Genomic DNA, 21,630 nt, shown 5'->3' on the forward strand with positions numbered 1-21,630 from the left:
CGTTCCTTTCGACGGTGAAGGTGTGTGCGATGGGGGAGGCGGGGCCGGAAACCGGCCCCGCCGGGCAGCGGCCTAGGTGCAGGCGACGCCCTTTTCCTGCCAGTTGCTCGCGTCCACGATTTCCGTGTTGGCAATCGATGCTGGCGGCAGCGCGGTGCCGTTGCGCAGGAGGTCCACCATGGACTTCACCGCGGCTTTACCGACCTCGACACCGGAAATGTACAGTGCCGACTTGTTGCCGGTGGTCTGGCCCGCGGACCAGTCCTTGCAGGCCAGGTAGGCACCGAGGCCCACGCCGTTGATGTCGGCCGGCGCAACGCCGGAGTTCTGCAGCGCGGTCACCACGCCGGTCGAACTCTCATCGTTGCAGCCCCAGACCACCCAGTTCTTCACTCCCGCGTTGGCGGTGATGGTGGCACCGGCCTTGTTCTGGGCATCGGTGGCGGAGTTGTCGGTGCCGATCTTGATGACCTGCGGGCCGTCCGCTCCGACGGCCTTGGCGAAGGCCGCCTCGGCACCGTCCATGCGCTGGGTGCATACCGACAGGTCGAGCTTCCCGGCCGAGAGGATGCGGGTGTTGTCCGCGGTCCAGCCGGAGGCGGCGTAGAGGCGCGCGGCCTCCTCGCCCACCTTGGTGCCCATCGCCGTGCCGTCGAAGCCCGCGAAGGGCGCTTCCTTACCCGAGGCGTCCTTGATGACATCGTCGGAGGCCATGATCGGGATGCCCGCGGTCTTCGCGGCATCGAGCACCTGCGGGCCAATCTGCTGATCGGGGACCACGATGATGATGCCGTCCACCTTCTGAGCAATGACCGAGTCCATCTCGCTGATTGCCTTGTTGGCGTCTACGCCGAGGTTGACCACCTTGATGGAGACATTGCCGAGCTCTTTGGCCGCGGCCTTTGCTCCCTCGGCCTCATCGACGAAGTACTGCTGATCGCCCTGCTTCTGCAGGTACGCGATCGTGATGGGGCCGTCCTTGGTGCCCCCGCCGGCGGCACCCTCGGTGGGTGCGTCCATTCCCGAGGAGCAGGCCGTAAGGCCGAGTAGGAGCCCGGCACCGGCGAGTGCCAGGGCGGTGCGGGATCTTCCGTGAGTTCTGTTGAGCATGACGATTCCTTTGCTGTGTGCGGGCCGGCCTCGTTGCCGGTCCCAGATCTCCGATCGCCTCGGGAGCAACATCGCTCCGTGTGGAAGACCGTATTGCGAGGCTACGGCGGGCCCGCGGCATCCGGAATAAGGAAACGGCGGCATACCCGGACAAAACGACGATCGCGGCCACATCCCCCTTCCGGGTGATGCGGCCGCGATCCTCGTGACCTGTGCGGCGCTGGCCTAGCGCCAGAACTCAGACAACAGGCGGTAAGAGTGCTCGCGAACGGCGAGGCTGTGCGCCTGGGTCGTGATCACAAACTCATCGGCACCGGTGGCATCACGCAGCGCCTTCAGGCGCGAAACGACGGTTTCGGGGGAGCCCACGATTCGGCTGGCGACTCGATCCGATACCAGCAGCGCCTCCTCCGCCGTGAGGGGATTCGCGGCATCGGTTTCCGGACTCAGGTAGGGCGTGCCCACGTAGGTGGTGCGAATCGTGTGCAGCCAGCGCTCGAACGGCTTCGCCAGTCGCTGGGCCTCCTCATCGGTGTCGGCAACGAGGACGTCAACCGATACGGCGACGTAGGGCTCAGCGAGCTCGGCCGAGGGCACGAAGGCATCACGATACGCCTGGACGGTTGCGAGGATGTTCTGCGGGAGCGCGTGATAGTTCGCCCCGAAGCGCAGACCGTTGGCACCGGCGACCTCGGCGGAAACCCCCGCGGAGCTTCCATGGACCCAGACCTCCACGTCGGCACCCTCGGCGGGAGTGGCCGTGACGGGAACGTTTTCGGGCGGGGTAAACGTGCCGCGGAGGAAGCCCAGAATGTCATCCACCTGCTCGCCAAAATCGGTCGGGTTGCCCGGGTAACGGTTGAGCAGACGATTATTGAGCTCGGCGCGCACATCGATGAAGGGTGCCACGACCCAGGAGGGAATGACCACGCCGTCATCCACCCGGTGCTCGCCGACCGGGCCGGGCTGTACGGTGCCGGCTTCAAGCGCGGCGTTGGTCTGTCGACCCCGCGCCACCTGATCCGCGGTGGGGCCGCCGCGGCCGATGCCGAGGTCAAACGGACGCCCGGTCAGGGTCGCGACGGTCCCGGCAATCTCGGCGACCTGCAGCGGAGTGTGGTTGTCCACGATGATGACGGCGGTGCCCACGCGAAGGGCCGAGGTGGCCTGCGCGATGGTCGGGGTCAGCAGGTATGAGGCCGATCCCGCGCCGCCCGGAAACAGGTGGTGCTCGGCCACCCAGTAGCGGCGATACCCGGCCGACTCGACCGTCTGGGCGAGCACAACGGCCTCGCGAAGGGCGCTCGCGGCGTTCCCGCCCTCCGAAATGAGGACGAGGTCAAGTACCGAAAGGGGGATTGCGGTGTCGGCCGATGCGTGCGCACCCGCGGCCGTGGGGAAAGACGTCATTCAGACATCCTCCCAACCCCGGGCGCGACACAATACCCCTCCGTCACACGGCGCAATGTTGCGTGACATAACGTCACCGATGATGAAAACTTCGAAGAGATTCCTAAAGTGATGCCATCCCCCCTTCCTCCCTGGAGGCGGCCCCACCCCGGCCGACGCATCGCGAGGGGAATCACCTAAGGAGCCCGCATGACCCACTCACGTATTCGCCGCCGCAGCGCACTGGCGCTGATCGGGATGACCGCCCTGGCCGCCCTGACGCTGAGCGCGTGTTCCTCGTCCGCGGCTCCCGAGGCCAAGCCCTCCTCCTCGGCATCCGAGACCGTCAGCATCGGCGACCCGAGCAAGCTGAAGCTCGTGAAGGAAGGCACCCTGACCGTGCACGTGGACGATCCGGTATGGTCCCCGTGGTTCATCGACAACACCCCGGACAACGGCAAGGGTTTCGAGAGCGCACTGACCTACGCGGTGGCCGAAAAGCTCGGCTTCAAGAAGGACCAGGTGAAGTGGGGCTACACCGCATTCGCGGCCTCGTTCACCCCGGGCCCGAAGGACTTTGACTTCTACACCCAGGAGGTCTCCATCACCGACGAGCGCGCCAAGGCCGTGTCGTTCAGTGACCCGTACTACACCTCCCGCAGCGTCGTGATCACCAAGGACAACTCGCCGGCCCTCGAGGCAAAGAGCGTCGCCGACCTCGCCAAGTACCGCTTCGGAACCGTGGCCGGTACCACCCAGGACAGCTACATCACGCAGACCATCAAGCCCAAGGACGTGCTCTCGTTCGACACCGTCGCACTGAGCACCCAGGCCCTGGAAAACGGCCAGGTTGACGCCATCGTGGTGGACCTCCAGATCGGTCAGAACGTTGTGCTGAACCAGTTCAAGGACCTCAAGATCGCCGGCCTGCTGAAAGACAACGGCGTGAGCAAGGGCATGGGCTTCGTCTTCGACCTGAACAGCCCCCTGGTTCCCGCAGTGGATGAGGCCCTCTCTCAGCTGCGCAGCGAGGGTAAGATCGACGCCCTCGAAAAGGAGTGGCTGCCGCTGCCCGCCGAGGTACAGGAGTACACCCAGTAATAATGGCAACACCAGAAAAATCCCCACTCGAGAGTGCATCCGGCGCAAACCTGCGCCGGGTGCACCTCGGTGCGTTTTACCCCAATGACCACCACCACACGCTCTGGGGTCACCCCGAGGCCGGCAGCCAGATCGAGTTCTCCGATTTCCGCCGCTTCGCTCAGAGCGCCGAGCATGGTCTCTTCGACTTCGTCTTCCTCGCCGAGGCCAACTGGCTCCAGGAACACCGCGGCCGCGTGGTGGAGCACGCGATCCTCGATAAGCCCGACTCGCTGACGGTGCTCGCCGGCCTCGCCGCCGAGACCGAGCGGATCGGGCTCGTCGCCACCATCGGCACCACCTTCTCCGACCCCGCAGATGTCGCCACGCGCCTGGCCACGCTGCACCGCCTCTCGGGCGGCCGCGCCGGCTGGAACGTCGTGACCTCGCACACGAGCTTCGGTGTGGGTGCCTCCGCGAACTTCCGGCCCGGGCGCATGGTTGCCCATGCCGATCGCTACCGGCAGGCCGATGCCTTCCTCGCCGAAACCGCACGAATCTGGTCGGGCGGCGAGGCCGCGAGCGGCATCGCCGCGCTGCCCGGAAACGGTCCGGCGATCGTCCAGGCCGGCGGATCCCCCGAGGGCCGTGATCTCGCCGCGGCCCACGCGAACGTGATCTTCGCCGGACGCCGCAGCATCGAGGGATCCCGCGAGTTCTGTGAGGATCTCCGCACCCGTCGTCGCGCGGCCGGTCGCACCGATGACCTCATCATCCTGCCCAGTACCTCGTTTGTGCTCGGTGATACCGAGGCCGAGGCGCGTGAGATCGCCGCCGACTGGCGTCTGCAGGAGGTCACCCCGAAGGTCGCCGTCTTCCTGCTCGAGGAGGTCTGGGGAATCGACCTTACCGACTTCGACGTGGACGGCCCGCTGCCCACCCAGGATCCCGACTGGGAGCACGCCGACCGCTATGCGCGCGGACAGGTGGGCGGCGAACGCGATGCCCGCGTCCTGGTGGAGTCCTGGCGCTCCCTGCAGCGTGAGCGTGGCCTCTCCACCCGGGCGCTCCTCGGTGAGGTGCGCGCGCGACGTGATTTCGTGGGTACGCCAAAGAGCGTGGCCGATCAGATTAACCACTGGGTTCAGACCGGAGCCGCCGACGGCTTCGTGGTCAACCCCTCGGTGGTGCCCAGCGGACTCGATGCGTTTGTGAACCGGGTCATCCCCGAGCTTCAGGAACTCGGCGTGTATCGCACCGAATACGCGGGGAGCACGATTCACGATCACCTCGCCGAGAGGGGATAGCACGTGAGTATCGATGATCGGGTGGCCCCGCCGGCCACCCCGCCCGTGGGGAGACCCGGCCCGCCGAAGCTGAGCGATGACGAGCTGTCCGCGCTGCTGATCCGCCCGCCGTGGTGGAAGCGCCGCGACGTGCGGCGATCCTCCCTCATCGCCACGGTCAGTACCGTTGTGCTGCTCGCGGTGCTGAGCATCGGGCTGTCTTCCTCGGCCGGTTGGGAGTCCTTCCAGGGGGCGTTCCTCAGCCCCGAGCACTTCGTGCTGTCGTTCCCCAAGGTGTGGGACGGCTTCATGCTCAACGTGATCCTGTTCATCATCCTCGAACCGATCGTGTTGGTCGTGGGCCTCGGCCTGGCGCTGCTGCGCAACCTGTCCTCGCCGGTGTTCTTCCCGCTGCGCGCCTTCGCGATCGGATACATCGACCTGTTTCGCGGGCTGCCCGCGATCCTGGTCATCCTCATGCTCGGCATGGGGATCCCGGCCCTGCGCATCGAGGGGCTGAGCTCCTCGCCGCTGTTCTGGGGTGCGGTGGGGTGCGTGCTCACCTCCGCCGCCTATACCGCCGAGACCTACCGGGCCGGCATCGAGTCGATCCATCCCAGCCAGCGGGCCGCAGCGCGCGCCCTGGGCTTCGGTCACGGCCGCACGCTCTGGTACATCGTGCTTCCGCAGGCGGTGCGCCGGGTCGTGCCGCCGCTCATGAGCGGGTTCATTGCCCTGCAGAAGGAGACCGCCCTGATCTCGGTCATCGGCCCGATGGAGGCCTCGCGCGCCGCTCAGGCGTACTCGGCCACCACGTTCAACTTCACCTCCTACCTGGTGGCCGCTGTGCTGTTTGTGAGCATCACCATTCCGCTCACCCGCCTCACCGACCACCTGCTGCGTCGCGCCCAGCTGCGACGTGGGATGGGTGGTGCCGTATGAGTGGCGTCGCCGCGGTGAGTATCCGCAATCTCTCGCAGGCGTACGGCTCTCACCTCACCCTGAAAAACATTTCGCTCGACGTGGCCCCACACGAGGTTGTGGCGCTGATCGGTCCGAGCGGCTGCGGGAAGTCCACCCTTCTGCGTACCATCAACCTGCTTGAGGAGAGCCTCGCGGGGGAGATCCTCGTGCACGGCGAACCGGTGTCCGGCGACGCCGGGCGGGGCGGGCGCGATAGCGTGCGCCGCCGTGTGGGCATGGTGTTCCAGCAGTTCAACCTGTTCCCGCATCTCACCGTGCTGCAGAACATCACGCTGGCACCGCGCAAGCTCGGTAAGCTCTCGCGCTCCGAGGCGGATGCCAAGGCTCGTGCGCTGCTCGCTCGCTTCGGCCTCGCGGACAAAGCGGACGAGTATCCGGACCGGCTCTCGGGCGGTCAGCAGCAGCGCGTGGCCATCCTGCGGGCGCTCGCGACCGAGCCCGAGGTGATCCTGCTCGACGAGGTGACCTCCGCGCTCGACCCCGAAACCGTGGGGGAGGTGCTCGCGCTCATCCGCGAGCTACGCGAGCTCGGTCTCACCCTCATCCTCGCCACCCACGAGCTGCAGTTTGCCCGCACCATCGCCGATCGCATCGTGTTCCTCAGTGCCGGTGAGATCGTGGAGCAGGGCACGCCCGGTCAGATTCTTGACACCCCGCAGCACCCACGAACACGGCAGTTTGTTGCCAGCATGATCCATCCGGAGAGCGCCCCCTCCGCAATCCCCAGTACCAAGGAGTCCATCGGATGACCTCCGTCACCCCCGCCGCAGACCTGGCCCCCAAGATCGAACTCCACGTTCATCTGGAGGGGTCCGTCCGCCCCGCTACGCTCTTCGAGCTCGCCGCCAAGAACGGCGTAACCCTGCCGGTGGCGAGCCTGGAAGAGCTCGAAAGCTTCTACAACTTCACCGATTTCAACCACTTCATCGACGTCTGGAACGTCACCACCGACGTGCTCTTCCAGCCGGAGGACTTCCGCCGGGTCGTGGTGGACTACGCCCGCGAAGCCGCAGGGTACGGCGCCGTGTATCTGGAGGGGATCTTTTCACCCGGTCAGTACTACGTGCGCGGTATCGACCCCGACGCCCTCTTCACCGGCTTCACGGACGGCATTCAGGAGGCCTATGAGGAGACCGGCGTCCTCGTGCGCCTGACCCCGGACGTGGACCGCAATCGGCCCGCCGAGCTCAGCGAGCAGATCGTGCGTGATGCGGTGCGATACCGCGATCGCGGCATCGTGGGCATCGGCCTCGGCGGTCGCGAGCGCGCGGCCCCGACGAGCAAGTTCACGAACATGTTCCGGGTGGCCCGCGATGGCGGCCTGGCATCGGTTCCGCACGCCGGCGAGGACGATGGCGCGCACTCAATTCGCGAGGCCATCGATCTCCTGGGTGCCGATCGTATCCGCCACGGCTTCCGTGCGCTTGAGGACCCGACGCTGCCCACCGAGCTGATCGAGCGCGGCATCGTGCTCGACGTGTGCCCCACCTCGAACCTGCGCACCCGGGTCATCACCGATATCGCCGATCATCCAATCGCCGGATTGGTGTCGGCCGGGGTTCCGGTCACCGTGAATACCGATGATCCGGCCATGTTTGGCACCGACCTCGGCCGCGAGCACGACATCGCACTCGCCGCCGGTGCCAGCGCCCGCGGGCTCTACTATGCCGGCGTGCTCGGGCAGGTGGGTGGCCCAGAGATCACGGAGCGTCTGCGGCAGATCGGCGCCGCCGCGTGGAGCGAGAGCCCCGCTCGGGTGGGTGTTGAGGTGACGCGGTGACCGCGGCATCGCTGATTGGGCTCGCCCTCACGGACGATTCGCTCGGCGAAACCGGTGCGGATATTGCCGTGCTGGTGAGCATCGCCCGCGATGCGGACCGACTCGGTTTCGACTTCCTCAGCCTCGATGATCCGTTCGCCCGCGCCGCCGACGGTGCTCCGCACGCAAATGCGGGGGAGGCGCTCGCGTTTCTTGCCCGCAAGACCGACCAGATCGCGCTCGTTCCCGGCATCGCCACCCACTATGCGGAACCATTTCACGCGGCCAAGCAGATTGCGACGCTGGACTTTTTGTCCGGCGGACGGGCGGGTGTCGCGCTGGATTCGGCGGCCACCGCGCTCGGTGACCGTCTCTATCCCGCCGCTCACACCCTCGGTGTGGCCGAACGGGCCGAACAGGCCTCCGAGTTCACCCGGGTGCTACGTGAACTCTGGGATTCGTGGGAGGACGGTGCCACCGTTCGTGATCGCGAGAGCGGGCAGTACGTGGACAGCGCGCGCGTTCATTCGATTGATCACGACGGAACGTACTTCCGTGTGCGTGGCCCACTGATCACTCCGCGACCGCCGCAGGGGCAGCCGCCGGTGTTTGTCCGGGTACGCGATGTTCACTCGCTGACGGCCGCGCTGGCCGGAGAGGCCACGGACACCCGTGCCGACGTACTCCTCGTTGAGCCCGAGCTGGTGGAGGATGCCGTGAACGCCGTGGCAGCGCTGGCTGTGGGAATCGCCGCCGTGGCGGCAGCCCCCACCCGCATTGTGGTGAGCATTGAGCTGGCCGCTGCTGATGTCGTATCGGGGGCTCGAGCCGCCCTTCTGGCCTGGCGCAATCATCCGGGTGTGGACGGCGTAGAGCTGCGCGCGAGCGGCGCGGTTGCCGCGGAACTGCTGGCGAGCTGGGAGGCCGAACCGGCTGCCGACGCCCCCACGCTCTCCGAACGCCTGGGGATCGCCCATCGCCCCAGTCGCTACGCCAGCGCATAGACGCGGCACCGCCCCGGGTGCAGAAAACCGGCCGGCCCCACTGGGGCCGGCCGGTTCGCTGTATTACGCCTACTTGATGAAGCGGTAGGTCAGCGGGTATCGGTAGGGTGCACCCGAGGAGGTCTTGACTCCGCCAACGATCGCGAAAACGATGGCCACGATGTAGACCGGTCCAGACAGGAAGAGCAGAATGACGCCGATGCCAATGAACGAGGTGATCGTTCCGACGATCTGAAGCGCGACAATCAGGATCCAGGCCGAGAGTTGGAAGTTCAGTGACTCCTTACCCTCCTGGTTGACGAACGGTCCTCGATCGCGCAGAACGAGCCAGATGATCAGAACCGGAAGGAAACTGAAGATACCGGCGAAGTGCGACAGCGAACCCCACAGCCGATCATTTTCCGGTGTCAGGGGGCGCACGGCGGGAACGCTCGCGGGATACTGGCCACCGGGCTGCTGGAAGCCCGGCTGCTGGTAGCCGCCGCCGGGCGGCGGATACCCGGGCTGGCCGTAGCCGGTCTGCTGACCCGGCGCGGGATAGCCCGGTGCCTGCTGGCCGGCACCGAACTGCGGCGGGACACCCTGCGGGTATCCCTGTCCGGGGGCCTGCGTGCCAGGAGCGCCGAACTGCGGCGGCACACCCTGCGGTGCGGCCGGCGGGTATTCCTGGCCTGGCTGTGCGGCACCCGGGTGGGCCGCGGGCTGCTGGGGCGCCGCATGCGCGCCCTCGTCCGGGCCAGCGGGCGGTGCGGGCGGTGGAACCGGCGCTCCGGGTACACCCGGTGTCTCGGGCGAGGTCGGCGCACTCGGGGCACCCGGCAGGCTCGGGGCATCCGGAATCTCCGGTGCCGGCGGCGTCTCGGAGCCGAGGGGTGCCGCGGAGACATCGGGTGCGCCGGGTGCGTCCGGCGCGACGGACTCGCCACCGTGGGTGGCGTGCGTGGCCGGGGTGTCGACGATGGCGTCCTCGGCGGCGTTCTCCTCCGGGTTATCCGGGTGTGATCCAGTATTCTCGCTCATAGTGGCTACAGAATAGCCCCGATGGGGGCAATTTGATATGCCTTGTTACGGGGTATCACCCATATTTTGTCGCACATTAACCCTGGACGAGGCGCGGCGGTGATTGGCTCTTGTCCTTGCCGAGCGGTAGAATTGGCACTCAGTGGTGTCGAGTGCTAGTTCCCCGCGAATGGCTCTCGATCCCGTCCGGTGGCGTCGCTCCAAAGGTTTGGGGCAGAAGAGGGAGGTGTTCGATGGTTTCCGAACGCGGTCTCGCCGTCCTTCGCGCTATCGTTCAGGACTACGTCTCCAGCCGCGAGCCGGTGGGCTCGAAGGGCATTGTGGAGCGTCATGCCTTCGGGGTATCCGCCGCCACGATTCGTAACGATATGGCGCAGCTCGAAGATGAGGAGCTCATCCACGCCCCGCACACCTCCTCGGGTCGCGTGCCCACGGATAAGGGCTATCGGGTATTTGTAGACCACCTCGCCGAGCAGCGCCCGCTTTCTTCCGCTCAGCGCGGTGCCATCCAGGAGTTCCTGGGCGACGGCGTGGGTCTCGACGACGTACTGTCGCGTACCGTCCGGCTTCTGTCGCAGCTCACCAATCAGGTGGCGATCGTGCAGTACCCCTCGTTTGCCCGCGCCCAGGTGCGCCACGTCGAGCTTGTTTCGCTGGGTGATGTGCGGTTGCTGGTGGTTCTGATCACCGACAACGGCCGGGTCGAGCAGCGCACCGTGGAACTCGTCGCGCCGCTCGATGCATCCGACCTTGACGACCTCAAGATCCGCATCAACCACGAACTCCTCGGGCAGAGTGTTGCCGATGCTTCCCGCGCGCTCGAGCGCATCCGTGCGCTCGGCCTGCCCGGCCATCCCGGCCTGGTCGATCGCATCTGTGATGCGCTGACCGAGCAGCTGGCCGAGTACCGCCAGGATCGCCTGGTGATGTCCGGCACCGCAAACCTCGCGCGCAGCGAGGAGGACTTCGCCGGTAGCATCTATCCGGTGCTCGAGGCCCTCGAACAGCAGGTGGTTCTAATGCGCCTGTTCGGTGAGATGCAGATCGACACCCTCGGCATCACCGCCCGCATCGGCCGGGAGAACGAGCCCTTCGGGCTGTCGGAAACCTCGATCGTCGCGAGCAACTACCGTTCCTCTGCGGGCGAAATTGCGCGCCTCGGGGTCCTCGGACCCACCAGAATGGATTATTCGGGCAACATCGCCTCGGTTCGCGCCGTGGCCCGCTATCTTTCTCGCCAGCTCGGCGAGAACTAACCCCTGGCGCGGCACTCACCTGCCGTGTCAGACATGAGACAACACACAGACAACTTGAGCGGCGCTTCGGCGTCGCCACCATGGAGGATCACGGGTGGCTGACCACTACGAGGTACTGGGCGTTTCGCAGGACGCATCGGCTGATGAGATTAAGAAGGCCTACCGCAAGCTGGCTCGCCAGCTGCACCCTGACGTGAACCCCTCCGAGGATGCCCAGGAACGCTTCAAGCTCGTGACCCACGCGTATGACGTACTCGGCGATCCCGATGCGCGTGCACGCTATGACCGCGGCGAGACCGGTCAGGGCGGCGGTGACGCCGGCTTCGGCGGCTTTGGCGACATCTTCGAGCAGTTCTTTGGCGGCGGTGGTCAGCAGCGCGGCCCGAAGTCGCGTCGCGAGCGTGGGCAGGACGCCCTGCTGCGGGTCGAGCTAGACCTCGGCGAGGTCATCTTCGGCACCCACCGCGACCTCGAGGTCGACACCGCGGTACTCTGTGAGACCTGTCAGGGCTCCTGCTGCCAGCCCGGCACGCAGCCGGTTACCTGCGATATCTGCCACGGTTCCGGCTCGATCCAGCGCGCAGTTCGCAGCCTGCTGGGTAACGTCATGACCTCGGCACCCTGTGGCTCCTGCCGCGGATACGGCACGATCATCGCGAACCCCTGCGTGGGTTGCCAGGGGCAGGGCCGCGTGCGTGCCCGCCGCACCGTCTCGGTGGACATCCCCGCCGGTGTCGAGACCGGCCTGCGCCTGCAGATGCCCGGCTCGGGTGAGATCGGCCCCGCCGGTGGCCCCAACGGTGACCTCTATCTGGAAATGAAGGTGCGACACCACGACGTCTTCAGCCGCAACGGCGACGACCTGCTGTGCACCCTTGAGGTGCCGATGACCGAGGCGATTCTCGGCTCGACCACCACCATTTCGGCCCTCGATGGCGAGCTTGAGGTAGAGATCAAGCCCGGCATTCAGAGCTCGGACGTGATCACCGTGCGCGACCGGGGTATTACCAAGCTGCGCGGCCACGGCCGTGGCGACCTGCGGATCGGTATCCAGGTGATGACACCGACCAAGCTTGACCACCGCGAGCGTGAGCTGATCGAGAAGTTCGCATCGAAGCGCAAGGATAAGACCGCGGCGCTGGGCGAGTTCCAGCAGGGTCTCTTTGCGAAGCTGCGCGACAAGCTGCGCGGATAGCCATGTCGAGTCTCTTTCTGCGTGAGTTTTCCGCGGCACCCGCCGTCGGCGACACCGTCACCCTCGAGGGTGCGGAGGCGAAGCATGCCGTGACCGTCAACCGTATTCGTCCGGGCGAGGAGATCTTCCTCGGCGACGGGGCCGGACTGCGGGTGCTCGCGCGCGTCACCCAGTCGTCCCCGGGGCTCCTTGAGGCCGAGGCCATCGAGGTGCGTCAGGTGCCACTGCCGACCCCCGAACTGATTCTGGTTCAGGGGCTCGCCAAGGGGGACCGTGACGAGATGGCCGTGCAGGCCGCGACCGAGCTGGGTGTGTCCGCGGTGTATCCGTGGGCCGCCGAGCGCAGCATCTCGCGCTGGGATGCACAGAAGAGGGTCAAGGGGCGCGCCCGCTGGGCCACGATCGCCCGCGAGGCCACGAAGCAGTCGATCCGGCCGCACCTGGCGCACGTGCACGATCTGCTGGATCTCGCCGGGGTGGCCGCGTTGACCGCCGATCACGAGGTGCTGATTCTCGACCCGACCGGTCCGGTAGCCCTGACCGCGCACGTGCGGGCTCGCGCGGCCAGCGATGAACGGCCGATCGTGCTCGTGGTTGGCCCCGAGGGTGGAATCTCCCCGCGTGAGCTCGAGACGCTCGAGCGCGCCGGTGCCCACCGGGTTGTGCTGGGGGATACCATCCTGCGCACCTCGACCGCCGGGCCCGCCGCACTGTCGGTGATTACCGCACTGTTAGGGCGTTGGTAGTGACGAATTCTTCGGCGCGCACACCCCGTGTGTTCACCTGGATCGCTAGGATGGAGCCATGACAGCCACCGAGCCGAGTATCTTTAGCCGCATCATCGCCCGCGAGATTCCCGCCGACATCGTCGCTGAAACCGATCACCTGATCGCCTTCCGTGACATCGCACCGCAGGCACCGGTGCACATCCTTGTGGTGCCCAAAACCGAGGAATATGTAACTGTGGCCGAACTGGCCGCCGCCGATCCCGAGCTCCTTGCCGAGCTCGTGCTCTTCGCCCAGAACATCGCCAACGAGTTCGCCGATGGCTCCTATCGACTCGTCTTCAACTCCGGTGCCAACGCGGGCCAGACCGTTTTCCACGTGCACGCGCACGTGCTGTCCGGCAAGCTGGAAGAGGGGCGACTTGGTGCCTAACGCGTATTCGGCCGGGCCCGCTCCCGAGGGAGAGATTCCGGCCGGTGGTACCCGCATCGAACGCCGCATCCCGATCGACGGGGTCGCGATGGTTCACCTGCTCGGCCCCGAGGACCGCCTACTCGCCACGATCGAGGGGCGATTCCCCTCGGTGGATGTCCACGTACGCGGCAATGAGGTCACCCTGTCGGGACTTCCCAACGACGTGGCTCGGGTCGAGGAACTCATCTCCGAGCTGATCGCCCTCGTGCAGGGTGGTCACACGATCGCTCCCGGTGACGTCACCGAGTCGATCAAGATCATCGCCGATGGCGAGCAGCGTCCGAGTGACGTGCTCGGTCAAAACATCGTGTCCAGCAAGGGCAAGGCCGTGCGGCCAAAGACCGCCGGTCAGCGCGACTACGTGGACGCCATCGACGAGTACACCATCGTGTTCGGCCTCGGTCCCGCCGGTACCGGCAAGACCTACCTCGCGATGGCGAAGGCGGTGCAGGCGCTGCTGCGCAAGGAAGTGTCGCGCATCATCCTGACCCGTCCCGCCGTGGAGGCGGGGGAGCGCCTCGGGTTCCTGCCCGGAACGCTCAGCGACAAGATCGATCCCTACCTGCGCCCGCTCTACGATGCCCTGGGCGACATGCTCGACCCGGAGACCGTGCCGAAGCTGCTGGCCGCGGGCACCGTGGAGGTCGCCCCGCTCGCCTATATGCGTGGTCGCACGCTGAACGAGGCGTTCGTGATTCTTGACGAGGCCCAGAACACCACCCCCGAACAGATGAAGATGTTCCTCACTCGGCTGGGGTTCAACTCGAAGATGGTCATCACGGGAGACGCTAGCCAGGTAGACCTCGGCACCGGCTTGAGCGGCCTCAGGGTTGCCCAGCGGGTGCTCGGTGAGGTGGAGGACATCCACTTCTCGACCCTGACCAGTGATGACGTTGTCCGCCACAGCCTGGTGGGTCACATTGTGGACGCTTACGGCGACTACGATGCCCGTCAGGCGGCCGCCCGGCACGAGCGAGATCGTGCCGCAGAATTCGCACAGCGCGCCGAAAAGCGCACCGGAACAGGCGGCCCGAGCGGCCGCAACCCCAGGAGGGGCACCAGCTCATGAGCATTGAATTTAACAACGAGTCCGCCGTGCAGATCGACGAGGCCGCGCTGCTGCGCTTGGCCGAGTTCGCGCTGTCTGCAATGCACGTCAGTGCGGAGGCGGACCTCAACATCGTCGCCGTAGACGAGGCCGCGATGGAACAGCTGCACGTGCAGTGGATGGACGAGCCCGGCCCCACCGACGTCCTGAGCTTCCCGATGGACGAGCTGCGCCCCGGCACCCCGGAACAGCCGACCCCCGCCGGCCTGCTCGGCGACATCGTGCTCTGCCCGCAGGTGGCTGAGTCTCAGGCCGAGACCGCCGGCCACAGCACCCTCGATGAACTGCTGCTGCTCACCACCCACGGCATCCTGCACCTGCTGGGTTACGATCACGCCGAGCCCGAGGAGAAGCGCGAGATGTTCGGTATTCAGCGCGACATCCTGCTGGGATTCCACGTACAGGAGCGACGGTCCTAGGCCGCCGATGAGTGCCCACATAGCCGCCTCTCACTCGGGGTGGAGCCACGCATGAGCGAACTGCTGACCGCGCTGGTCGCACTCCTCCTCGTGGCGTTTGCCGCGCTCATGGCCGCCGGTGATGCGGCGATTTCGGTAAAGTCGCGCAGCGACATCCTGGAACTCGCCGAAAACGCTCGATCGGCTCGTTCGCTGCGCGCCATCGCCGCTGATCCGGGTGCCCACCTCAACGCGCTGGCGTTCATCCGCATCATGGCTGAGTCCACGGCCGCCGTGCTGATCACGCTGGAGATTTCGGCTCGCCTCGATAACTTCTGGCTCGCGCTGGCGATCTCCGCGCTCATGATGACCGTGGTGTCCTTCATTCTGGTGGGCGCGAGCCCGCGTACCGTTGGGCGCCTCCACGCCGATGGCCTGCTGCGCTTTTCGGCGCCGCTGCTGCACGCCGTGCGCGTGCTGCTCGGTCCGCTCGCCAATGCCCTGGTGCACCTGGGTAACCGCGTGACCCCCGGCACCTCGCGCGCGGTGACGTTCAACAACGAGGAGCAGCTGCTCTCGATGGTGGATGAGGCTACCGAGCTCGACGTCCTCGAGGAGGACGACCGCGAGCTCATTCACTCGATCTTCGAGTTCAACGACACCATCGCTCGCGAAATCATGGTGCCCCGCACGGACATGATCACCATCGAGGCCGAAACCTCGGTTAACGCGGCGATGAGCCTGTTCCTGAGTACCGGGGTGTCGCGGATTCCGGTGATCGATGGCTCGGCCGACGTTATCGTCGGTGTGCTCTACCTGCGCGATATTGCCCGCATTACCCACGAGCGGGAGGATGCCGCCCGCGAACTCGCGGTGCGCGATCACGCGCGCCCGGCGAGCTTCGTGCCGGACTCCGCAAAGGCCGACGATCTGCTGCGCCGCATGCAGCTCGAATCGAACCACCTCGCGCTCGTGGTGGACGAGTACGGCGGAATCGCCGGTCTCGTCACGCTCGAAGACATCATCGAGGAGCTCGTCGGTGATATCTCCGACGAGTACGACTCCGAGAGCGATGAGATCGAGGAGATCTCCCCGGGCCTGTTCCGGGTCAGCGCCCGCCTGCCGGTGGATGAGCTCGGCGAGATCTTCGATCAGGAACTCGAGGATGAGGACGTCGACACCGTCGGCGGACTGATTGCCAAGGCGCTCGGCCGCCTGCCCGAGGTGGGCTCGGTTGCCCGCGTTGCCGGTCTCTCGCTCACCGCCGAGCGCACCGAGGGCCGTCGCGGCCGCGTGACCACCGTCCTCGTCTCTCGGGTATCCGCGGATACCCCCGCCGAGGGCGGCCCCGCCGACTCGGTTCCCACGCATTCGGACGGCCCCGGCTCAGACTCCTGAGCCTCACGCCGCCCACCCACCCCGATCACACCGCGCACCCGCGTGGAGAGGACACAGCATGACCACCGAAGAACCCACCCGTAAGCCGCGCGGCGGCTTCCCGAAGTACCGCTCGGGCTTCGTCTCGTTTGTGGGCCGCCCCAATGTGGGCAAGTCGACCCTGACCAACGCACTCGTCGGCGAGAAGGTGGCGATCACCAGCGCCAAGCCGCAGACCACCCGTCGCGCGATCCGCGGCATCGTGCACCGCGACCACGGCCAGCTCGTGATCGTCGATACCCCCGGTATCCACCGACCGCGCACCCTGCTGGGTCAGCGCCTGAACGACCTCGTGCAGAACACCCTGAGCGACGTCGACGTCATCGGTTTCTGCCTTCCGGCCAACGAAAAGCTTGGCCCGGGTGACCGCTTCATCAGCGAGCAGCTCGACCTCTACCCGCGCGCCAAGAAGGTCGCGATCGTCACCAAGGTGGACACCACCGGTGGCGCGAGCATCGCGAGCCAGCTCCTCGCCGTGCAGGAGCTGCGTCAGTGGGACCTCATCATCCCGGTTTCCGCCGTGACCGACGACCAGCTCGATGTGCTGACCGATGAGCTGATCAAGCTCATGCCCGTGGGTGGCGCGCTGTACCCCGAGGAGGCCGTGACCGACGAGAGCGACGAGGATCGCATCGCCGAGTTCATTCGCGAGGCCGCCCTTGAGGGCGTCCACGACGAGCTGCCGCACTCGCTGGCCGTGACCCTGGACGAGATGATCGAGCGCGAGGACAAGGATCTCCTCGAGATTTACGCGAACCTCTTCGTCGAGCGTGACAGCCAGAAGGGCATCATCATCGGCAACAAGGGCCAGCGCCTGCGCGAGGTTGGCCAGGTCGCCCGCGAGCAGATCGAGGATCTGCTCGGCCGCAAGGTGTTCCTGTCGCTGCGCGTCAAGGTGGCCAAGGAGTGGCAGCGCGACCCGAACCAGCTGGGTCGTCTCGGCTTCTAGCCTGCCCGACTCTGGAGGGATCGCATACATCTCCAGACTGATCTTGCCGTGGGAAGGGGGTGAGAATGGCGCGCACGTGGGTATGGCCCGGTAGCGTGGGCTTCGTGTTCCGTCAGCTCACCCGCATCCAACTCGTCGTCGACCTCGTCGTCGCGGTGGTGTTTGGTGCCCTGGTGGTGCCGCTCGTCTATGGCGACGGCGTCCCCGGGGTGATCCTGGTGGTGTCGATGGTGTCGGCACTCGCGCTGCGTCGTCTCTCACCCGGGCTGGCGCTCATGATCGCCTGGGTGGGAGTGATCGTTCAGCTCGGCGCTGGGATGGTTCCCAACCTCTCGAACGCCGCGATTCCGGCGGTGCTGTTTGCCTCGGGCGCGTATGGGGTTCGGCACGCGCGCTGGTGGGGGCTCGCCTCGGCGGTTCTCGGCGGCATTCTCGCGGGCTATTACACCGCGTACATCCTGATGAAGGAAAACTTCGTTGGGGGTTCCGAGAGCATCGAGGCGGGCACCCGTACCGTCATCCTGTTTGGCACGTTGGCCTCGGTGGCGGCCGTCGTGGTGCTGGCGCTGTCGTGGACGGTTGGTCTGCTGGTACGCACGGGCCGTCGTGCCCGGGCGGAGGGGCGGCAGCGCTACCTCGCCGAGCGCGAGCAGATGGCCGCGCAGCAGGCGATGTTTGCCCTCGAGGAGCGCAACCGCATCGCCCGCGACATGCACGACGTCGTGGCTCACTCGCTCGCGGTGATCATCGCGCAGTCCGATGGCGCGCGCTACGTGCACCGCGGGAATGCCGACGCCCTGGGCGGCACCCTCGAAACCGTGGCGGGCACGGCGCGCAGCGCGCTGACCGACGTGCGCCTGCTGCTGAGCGAGCTTCGGCACAGCCAGGGCGATGGCCCGCAGCCTGTGCTCAGCGACCTCGGTGGTCTGATCGAACAGATGCGTTCGACCGGCCTCGAGGTGCACTACCTCGAATCCGGGGTCCTGATCCCGCTGCCCACCGGCCAGCAGATTGCGCTCTACCGCATCGTGCAGGAATCGCTCACAAACGCACTGCGTCACGGCGATCGTCGCAGCCCGGTGCTGCTGCACTTCCACTGGCGCGCGGACGCGCTGACCGTGCAGATCGATAACGCCACCCTCCCGCCAAACCCCGCGGCACCCTCCCGCGGTGGCGGGCACGGCCTGCCGGGCATGCAGGAGCGCGCAGCCCTCGCCGGGGGATCCGTAAACTTCACCGGGCCCAGCCCGGCCAATGCCTATCATTTTGTGGTGAACGTACACATGCCCGCGGGCACGGTGCGCTCATCCGCCGTTCGAAGGGACACCCCATGACCGCGATTCGTGTCGCCCTGGTAGACGACCAGGCACTGTTCCGTGCCGGAATCAAGATGCTCATCGACTCCCAGGCCGACCTGGAGTTCGCCGGGGAGGCGGCCGACGGCCAGGACGGCATCGTGCTGGTGCGCGACACTCGACCCGACGTCGTGCTGATGGACGTGCGCATGCCCGTGATGGACGGCATTGCCGCCACAGCCGCCATTCTCGAGGAGGCCGATCGCCTGGGTCAGCCGGCACCGAAGATCGTGGTGCTCACCACGTTTGACCTCGACGAGGGCGCGGCACGAGCCCTGCGCATCGGGGCGAGCGGGTTCCTGCTGAAGGACACCCAGCCGGAGTTTCTGCTGGCCGCGATCCGCACCGTGTATGCCGGCAGCGCCGTCATTGCGCCGGGAGCGGTGCACGATCTCTTCAGCTCGGTATCGGCCGCGCCGCCGCGTCGAGCGGTGCCCGAGTCCTACTCGACCCTCACCGGCCGCGAGACGGAGATATTCCACCTCGCCGCCGCGGGCCTCAGCAACACCGAGATCGCGACCCACGAGTTCCTGAGTGAGGCGACGGTGAAGACCCACATCAGCCGGGTCCTCGCGAAGCTCTCGCTGCGCGATCGCGTGCAGCTGGTGGTTTTTGCCTATGAGCACGGGTTGAACCAGCCCGGGGGAGACGCCGCGGCTCGCTAGCCCGGAGTACAGGCCTCCGCGCGTTCAGGGTGTCGTCATCCTCCGTGCGCATGCGCCGAGCCCGGGGATCGCCCGGGAGGATGATGACGGTTCCACCGCTGGCGCGATGCCCCGATACGGTCGGGTTTCCTAACCTGAAACCATGACCACTGCACCCACTCAGACCGCCCGCGCGGCTCGCCTGGACTCCGTCTCCAAAACCTTCGGCACCGGTGCCGGCTCGGTGATCGCGCTCGACGCGGTCAGCCTCGATATCGAGCGCGGGAGATTCACCGCGATCATGGGCCCCTCCGGTTCGGGTAAGTCGACCCTGATGCACATTCTGGCCGGCCTCGACACCCCGACCGCGGGGCGCGTCTGGCTCGGCGACACCGAGATCGGCACCCTTGATGACGTGGCGCTCACCCTCGTTCGGCGTGAGCGCATGGGCTTCGTCTTTCAATCGTTCAATCTGGTGCCCACCCTCACCGCCTGGGAAAACATTGTGCTGCCGTTCGAGCTGGGCGGGCGGCGCATCTCCGCGGCCGATCGGGAGTGGATCGAGGGCCTGTGTGCGAGCCTGGGGCTCGCCGAGCGCCTCGAGCACCGACCGCATCAGCTCTCCGGTGGCCAGCAGCAGCGGGTGGCGATCATTCGCGCGCTCGCGACGCGACCGGACGTCATCTTCGCCGATGAGCCCACCGGTGCGCTGGATTCACGCACGAGCCGTGAGGTGCTCGCCCTGCTGGCCGATGCCTGCGCGCGTTTCGGACAGACGATCGCGATGGTGACGCATGATCCGGTGGCGGCGAGCTACGCCGATCGTATTCTGGTACTCGCCGACGGCTCGATCCGGCACGATATCGGCCGCACCTCGGCCGCCGAGGTCTCGGCACTCATGCTCTCCCTCGAGGCCGCGGCGTGAGCGTCCAGGCTCCGGATGTCCGCGAGCGCCCCGTGCGTGCGGCGCGGGCCGGCGGGCGACGTGGCGGTGCCGGACTCGCGCGCATGCGCCTGCGCGACTACCGGGCGAGTTTGATCGTTGCGGCGCTTTCGGGCGCATTTGGTGCCGCGCTGGTGATTGGGACCGGGGTCATGGCGGACGCGATCACCGCGAACAGCCTGTCCTCGAAGGACTCGGTGAAGATCACCGTGCTCGTGGTCGCGTCGGTGTTTTTCGCGATCGCCGTATACGTGTCGGCGGTGGTGACGGCAAACACCGTCGCCACGGTGATCGCCGGCCGCATTCGCGAAATTGCCCTGTACCGGCTGATCGGTGCCGCCTCGTCTCGGTTGCGACTGGGCATTGCCCGCGAGGGGCTCGTGGTGGCGGCGATCGGAGCCCTGCTGGGCACGGCCGTGGTGTTTGTGGCGGGACTGGTGATCGTACCCGCCCTGGTGGCCGGCGGGGTGCTGCCCGAGGCCACCTACACGGTCGCGGATCCGCTGCTGATCGCCCCGACCGCGGTCACGATCGCGATGGGATTCCTGTCGTCTTGGGCCGGCTCTCAGCGGGTGGGGCAGGTGACGCCCATCCAGGCCCTCGGCGTGGCTGCCGCTGATCCCACCCGGCGTATGTCCGGCGCACGCCGGGTGTTTGCCGCACTCTTCCTGGTGTCCGGCCTGGTGGCACTCGCCGGTGGCGTGGTCCTGGGGCTCACCAGCCCGCTGGGTGTGCTGGTGGGGCTGGTGGGGGGCATCGTCTCGTTTACGGGTGTCGTGATGGTGTCTCCGGTCCTGATGCCGGCGCTGCTTCGCCTGACCGGAGGGCTGCTCGGGCGCGGCCCGGTGGGGCGAATCGCCGCGGCCAACGCCGTGCGCTACCCCGAGCGCAGCGCCCGCAGTATGGTGGGCGTGGTGATCGGCGTGACCCTCGTGACGATGTTCGCGGTGGCCTCCTCGACCTACGTGCAGATGATGCTCGGTATTGGCGACGAGCATCCGGAGTACGCCGCGGAGATGGACCAGGTCCTCACGATGACGCTGGCCATTTTCTCGGGGCTGTTTGGTTTCTCGGCACTCATCGCGGCGGTGGGGCTCGTGAACAACCTCGCGCTCGGCGTGATTCAGCGTGGGCCCGAACTCGGGCTGCTGCGCACCCTCGGTTTTACGACGCGTCAGATTCGCCGAATGATCGTGGCCGAATCCCTGCAGATGACCCTGGCATCCACGGTGTTTGGGGTGCTGCTGGGAATCTTCTACGGATGGGCCGGGGCACAGGCGACGCTCGGGGCGCAGCTGGGGCAGGGCCTCGTGGTCCCGACCATCCCGTGGGCGGTAATCGGCACGATTTTGGGCCTTGCGCTGGCCGTGGGCGTGCTCGCATCTCTCGCTCCGTCACGTCATGCGACCCGGGGGAGCGCGGTCGCGGCGCTCAGCGCAGACTAGGGCTGGCGGGGGTTCCGGCCGGGCCCGAGTGTGAGCAAACGTGCTCGCGCTCGGGCCCGACGCGTCCC

21 protein-coding genes are annotated in these 21,630 nt (G+C 66.9%); 18 read left to right on the plus strand and 3 right to left on the minus strand.

What is annotated here, in order from left to right:
• Positions 1–72: 72 nt before the first annotated feature.
• Together D9V32_RS04325 and D9V32_RS04330 are read right to left on the minus strand one after the other, a co-directional pair.
• Positions 73–1,110: a substrate-binding domain-containing protein gene (locus D9V32_RS04325; RefSeq protein WP_121647678.1), complete on the minus strand. Its 1,038-nt coding sequence runs from the start codon at positions 1,108–1,110 to the stop codon at positions 73–75.
• Positions 1,111–1,335: 225 nt separating this feature from the next.
• Positions 1,336–2,520: an LLM class flavin-dependent oxidoreductase gene (locus D9V32_RS04330; protein ID WP_121647679.1), complete on the minus strand. Its 1,185-nt coding sequence runs from the start codon at positions 2,518–2,520 to the stop codon at positions 1,336–1,338.
• A 189-nt stretch (positions 2,521–2,709) separates the two neighbouring features.
• On the opposite strand from D9V32_RS04330, the gene D9V32_RS04335 reads away from it, so the two are divergent.
• From D9V32_RS04335 to D9V32_RS04360, 6 genes are read left to right on the plus strand one after another with little or no spacing between them, the layout of a single operon-like run.
• Positions 2,710–3,600: an ABC transporter substrate-binding protein gene (locus D9V32_RS04335; RefSeq protein WP_121647680.1), complete on the plus strand. Its 891-nt coding sequence runs from the start codon at positions 2,710–2,712 to the stop codon at positions 3,598–3,600.
• A 2-nt stretch (positions 3,601–3,602) separates the two neighbouring features.
• Positions 3,603–4,886, plus strand: coding sequence for an LLM class flavin-dependent oxidoreductase (locus D9V32_RS04340; protein ID WP_121647681.1), 1,284 nt, complete (start codon positions 3,603–3,605; stop codon positions 4,884–4,886).
• A 3-nt stretch (positions 4,887–4,889) separates the two neighbouring features.
• Positions 4,890–5,807, plus strand: coding sequence for an amino acid ABC transporter permease (locus D9V32_RS04345; protein ID WP_220700651.1), 918 nt, complete (start codon positions 4,890–4,892; stop codon positions 5,805–5,807).
• Positions 5,804–6,598 (plus strand): amino acid ABC transporter ATP-binding protein, encoded by a 795-nt coding sequence (locus tag D9V32_RS04350; RefSeq protein WP_121647682.1) that lies wholly within the window; start codon positions 5,804–5,806, stop codon positions 6,596–6,598. The genes D9V32_RS04345 and D9V32_RS04350 overlap by 4 nt, the downstream gene beginning before the upstream one ends.
• Positions 6,595–7,629, plus strand: a complete 1,035-nt coding sequence (gene add / locus D9V32_RS04355; RefSeq protein ID WP_121647683.1) for an adenosine deaminase — start codon at positions 6,595–6,597, stop codon at positions 7,627–7,629. The genes D9V32_RS04350 and add overlap by 4 nt, the downstream gene beginning before the upstream one ends.
• Positions 7,626–8,612 carry an LLM class flavin-dependent oxidoreductase gene (locus tag D9V32_RS04360; RefSeq protein ID WP_121647684.1) on the plus strand — a complete coding sequence of 329 codons (987 nt, stop codon included), beginning with the start codon at positions 7,626–7,628 and terminating at the stop codon, positions 8,610–8,612. The genes add and D9V32_RS04360 overlap by 4 nt, the downstream gene beginning before the upstream one ends.
• A 69-nt stretch (positions 8,613–8,681) precedes the next feature.
• Here D9V32_RS04360 and D9V32_RS04365 read toward each other — a convergent pair whose 3' ends face one another.
• Positions 8,682–9,632 (minus strand): DUF4870 domain-containing protein, encoded by a 951-nt coding sequence (locus D9V32_RS04365; RefSeq protein WP_121647685.1) that lies wholly within the window; start codon positions 9,630–9,632, stop codon positions 8,682–8,684.
• A 233-nt stretch (positions 9,633–9,865) separates the two neighbouring features.
• Between D9V32_RS04365 and hrcA the strand changes: the two genes are divergently transcribed.
• From hrcA to D9V32_RS04425, 12 genes are all read left to right on the plus strand, one after another.
• Positions 9,866–10,888 carry a heat-inducible transcriptional repressor HrcA gene (gene hrcA / locus D9V32_RS04370; RefSeq protein WP_121647686.1) on the plus strand — a complete coding sequence of 341 codons (1,023 nt, stop codon included), beginning with the start codon at positions 9,866–9,868 and terminating at the stop codon, positions 10,886–10,888.
• A 94-nt stretch (positions 10,889–10,982) separates the two neighbouring features.
• Positions 10,983–12,083, plus strand: a complete 1,101-nt coding sequence (gene dnaJ, locus D9V32_RS04375; RefSeq protein ID WP_121647687.1) for a molecular chaperone DnaJ — start codon at positions 10,983–10,985, stop codon at positions 12,081–12,083.
• Positions 12,084–12,085: 2 nt separating this feature from the next.
• On the plus strand, positions 12,086–12,829 hold the full coding sequence (locus D9V32_RS04380; protein ID WP_121647688.1) for a 16S rRNA (uracil(1498)-N(3))-methyltransferase: 744 nt from the start codon (positions 12,086–12,088) through the stop codon (positions 12,827–12,829).
• A gap of 58 nt (positions 12,830–12,887) precedes the next feature.
• Complete coding sequence (locus tag D9V32_RS04385; protein WP_121647689.1) at positions 12,888–13,241, plus strand: histidine triad nucleotide-binding protein; 354 nt, start codon at positions 12,888–12,890, stop codon at positions 13,239–13,241.
• Between the two features lie 88 nt (positions 13,242–13,329).
• Positions 13,330–14,352, plus strand: a complete 1,023-nt coding sequence (locus tag D9V32_RS04390; RefSeq protein ID WP_121647882.1) for a PhoH family protein — start codon at positions 13,330–13,332, stop codon at positions 14,350–14,352.
• Positions 14,349–14,810: an rRNA maturation RNase YbeY gene (ybeY, locus tag D9V32_RS04395; protein ID WP_121647690.1), complete on the plus strand. Its 462-nt coding sequence runs from the start codon at positions 14,349–14,351 to the stop codon at positions 14,808–14,810. The genes D9V32_RS04390 and ybeY overlap by 4 nt, the downstream gene beginning before the upstream one ends.
• 51 nt (positions 14,811–14,861) lie before the next feature.
• On the plus strand, positions 14,862–16,187 hold the full coding sequence (locus D9V32_RS04400) for a hemolysin family protein (protein WP_121647691.1): 1,326 nt from the start codon (positions 14,862–14,864) through the stop codon (positions 16,185–16,187).
• 58 nt (positions 16,188–16,245) lie between these two features.
• On the plus strand, positions 16,246–17,175 hold the full coding sequence (era, locus tag D9V32_RS04405; protein WP_121647692.1) for a GTPase Era: 930 nt from the start codon (positions 16,246–16,248) through the stop codon (positions 17,173–17,175).
• Between the two features lie 65 nt (positions 17,176–17,240).
• Positions 17,241–18,509, plus strand: a complete 1,269-nt coding sequence (locus D9V32_RS04410) for a sensor histidine kinase (RefSeq protein WP_183086175.1) — start codon at positions 17,241–17,243, stop codon at positions 18,507–18,509.
• Positions 18,506–19,195, plus strand: coding sequence for a response regulator (locus tag D9V32_RS04415; protein ID WP_121647694.1), 690 nt, complete (start codon positions 18,506–18,508; stop codon positions 19,193–19,195). Before D9V32_RS04410 ends, D9V32_RS04415 begins: the two co-directional genes overlap by 4 nt.
• A gap of 142 nt (positions 19,196–19,337) precedes the next feature.
• On the plus strand, positions 19,338–20,099 hold the full coding sequence (locus D9V32_RS04420; RefSeq protein WP_121647695.1) for an ABC transporter ATP-binding protein: 762 nt from the start codon (positions 19,338–19,340) through the stop codon (positions 20,097–20,099).
• Positions 20,096–21,562, plus strand: a complete 1,467-nt coding sequence (locus D9V32_RS04425) for an ABC transporter permease (RefSeq protein WP_245982044.1) — start codon at positions 20,096–20,098, stop codon at positions 21,560–21,562. The genes D9V32_RS04420 and D9V32_RS04425 overlap by 4 nt, the downstream gene beginning before the upstream one ends.
• Positions 21,563–21,630: the final 68 nt, after the last annotated feature.

It is taken from the genome of Mycetocola tolaasinivorans (assembly GCF_003667565.1).
In the GTDB taxonomy this organism is placed as follows: Bacteria; Actinomycetota; Actinomycetes; order Actinomycetales; family Microbacteriaceae; genus Mycetocola; species Mycetocola tolaasinivorans.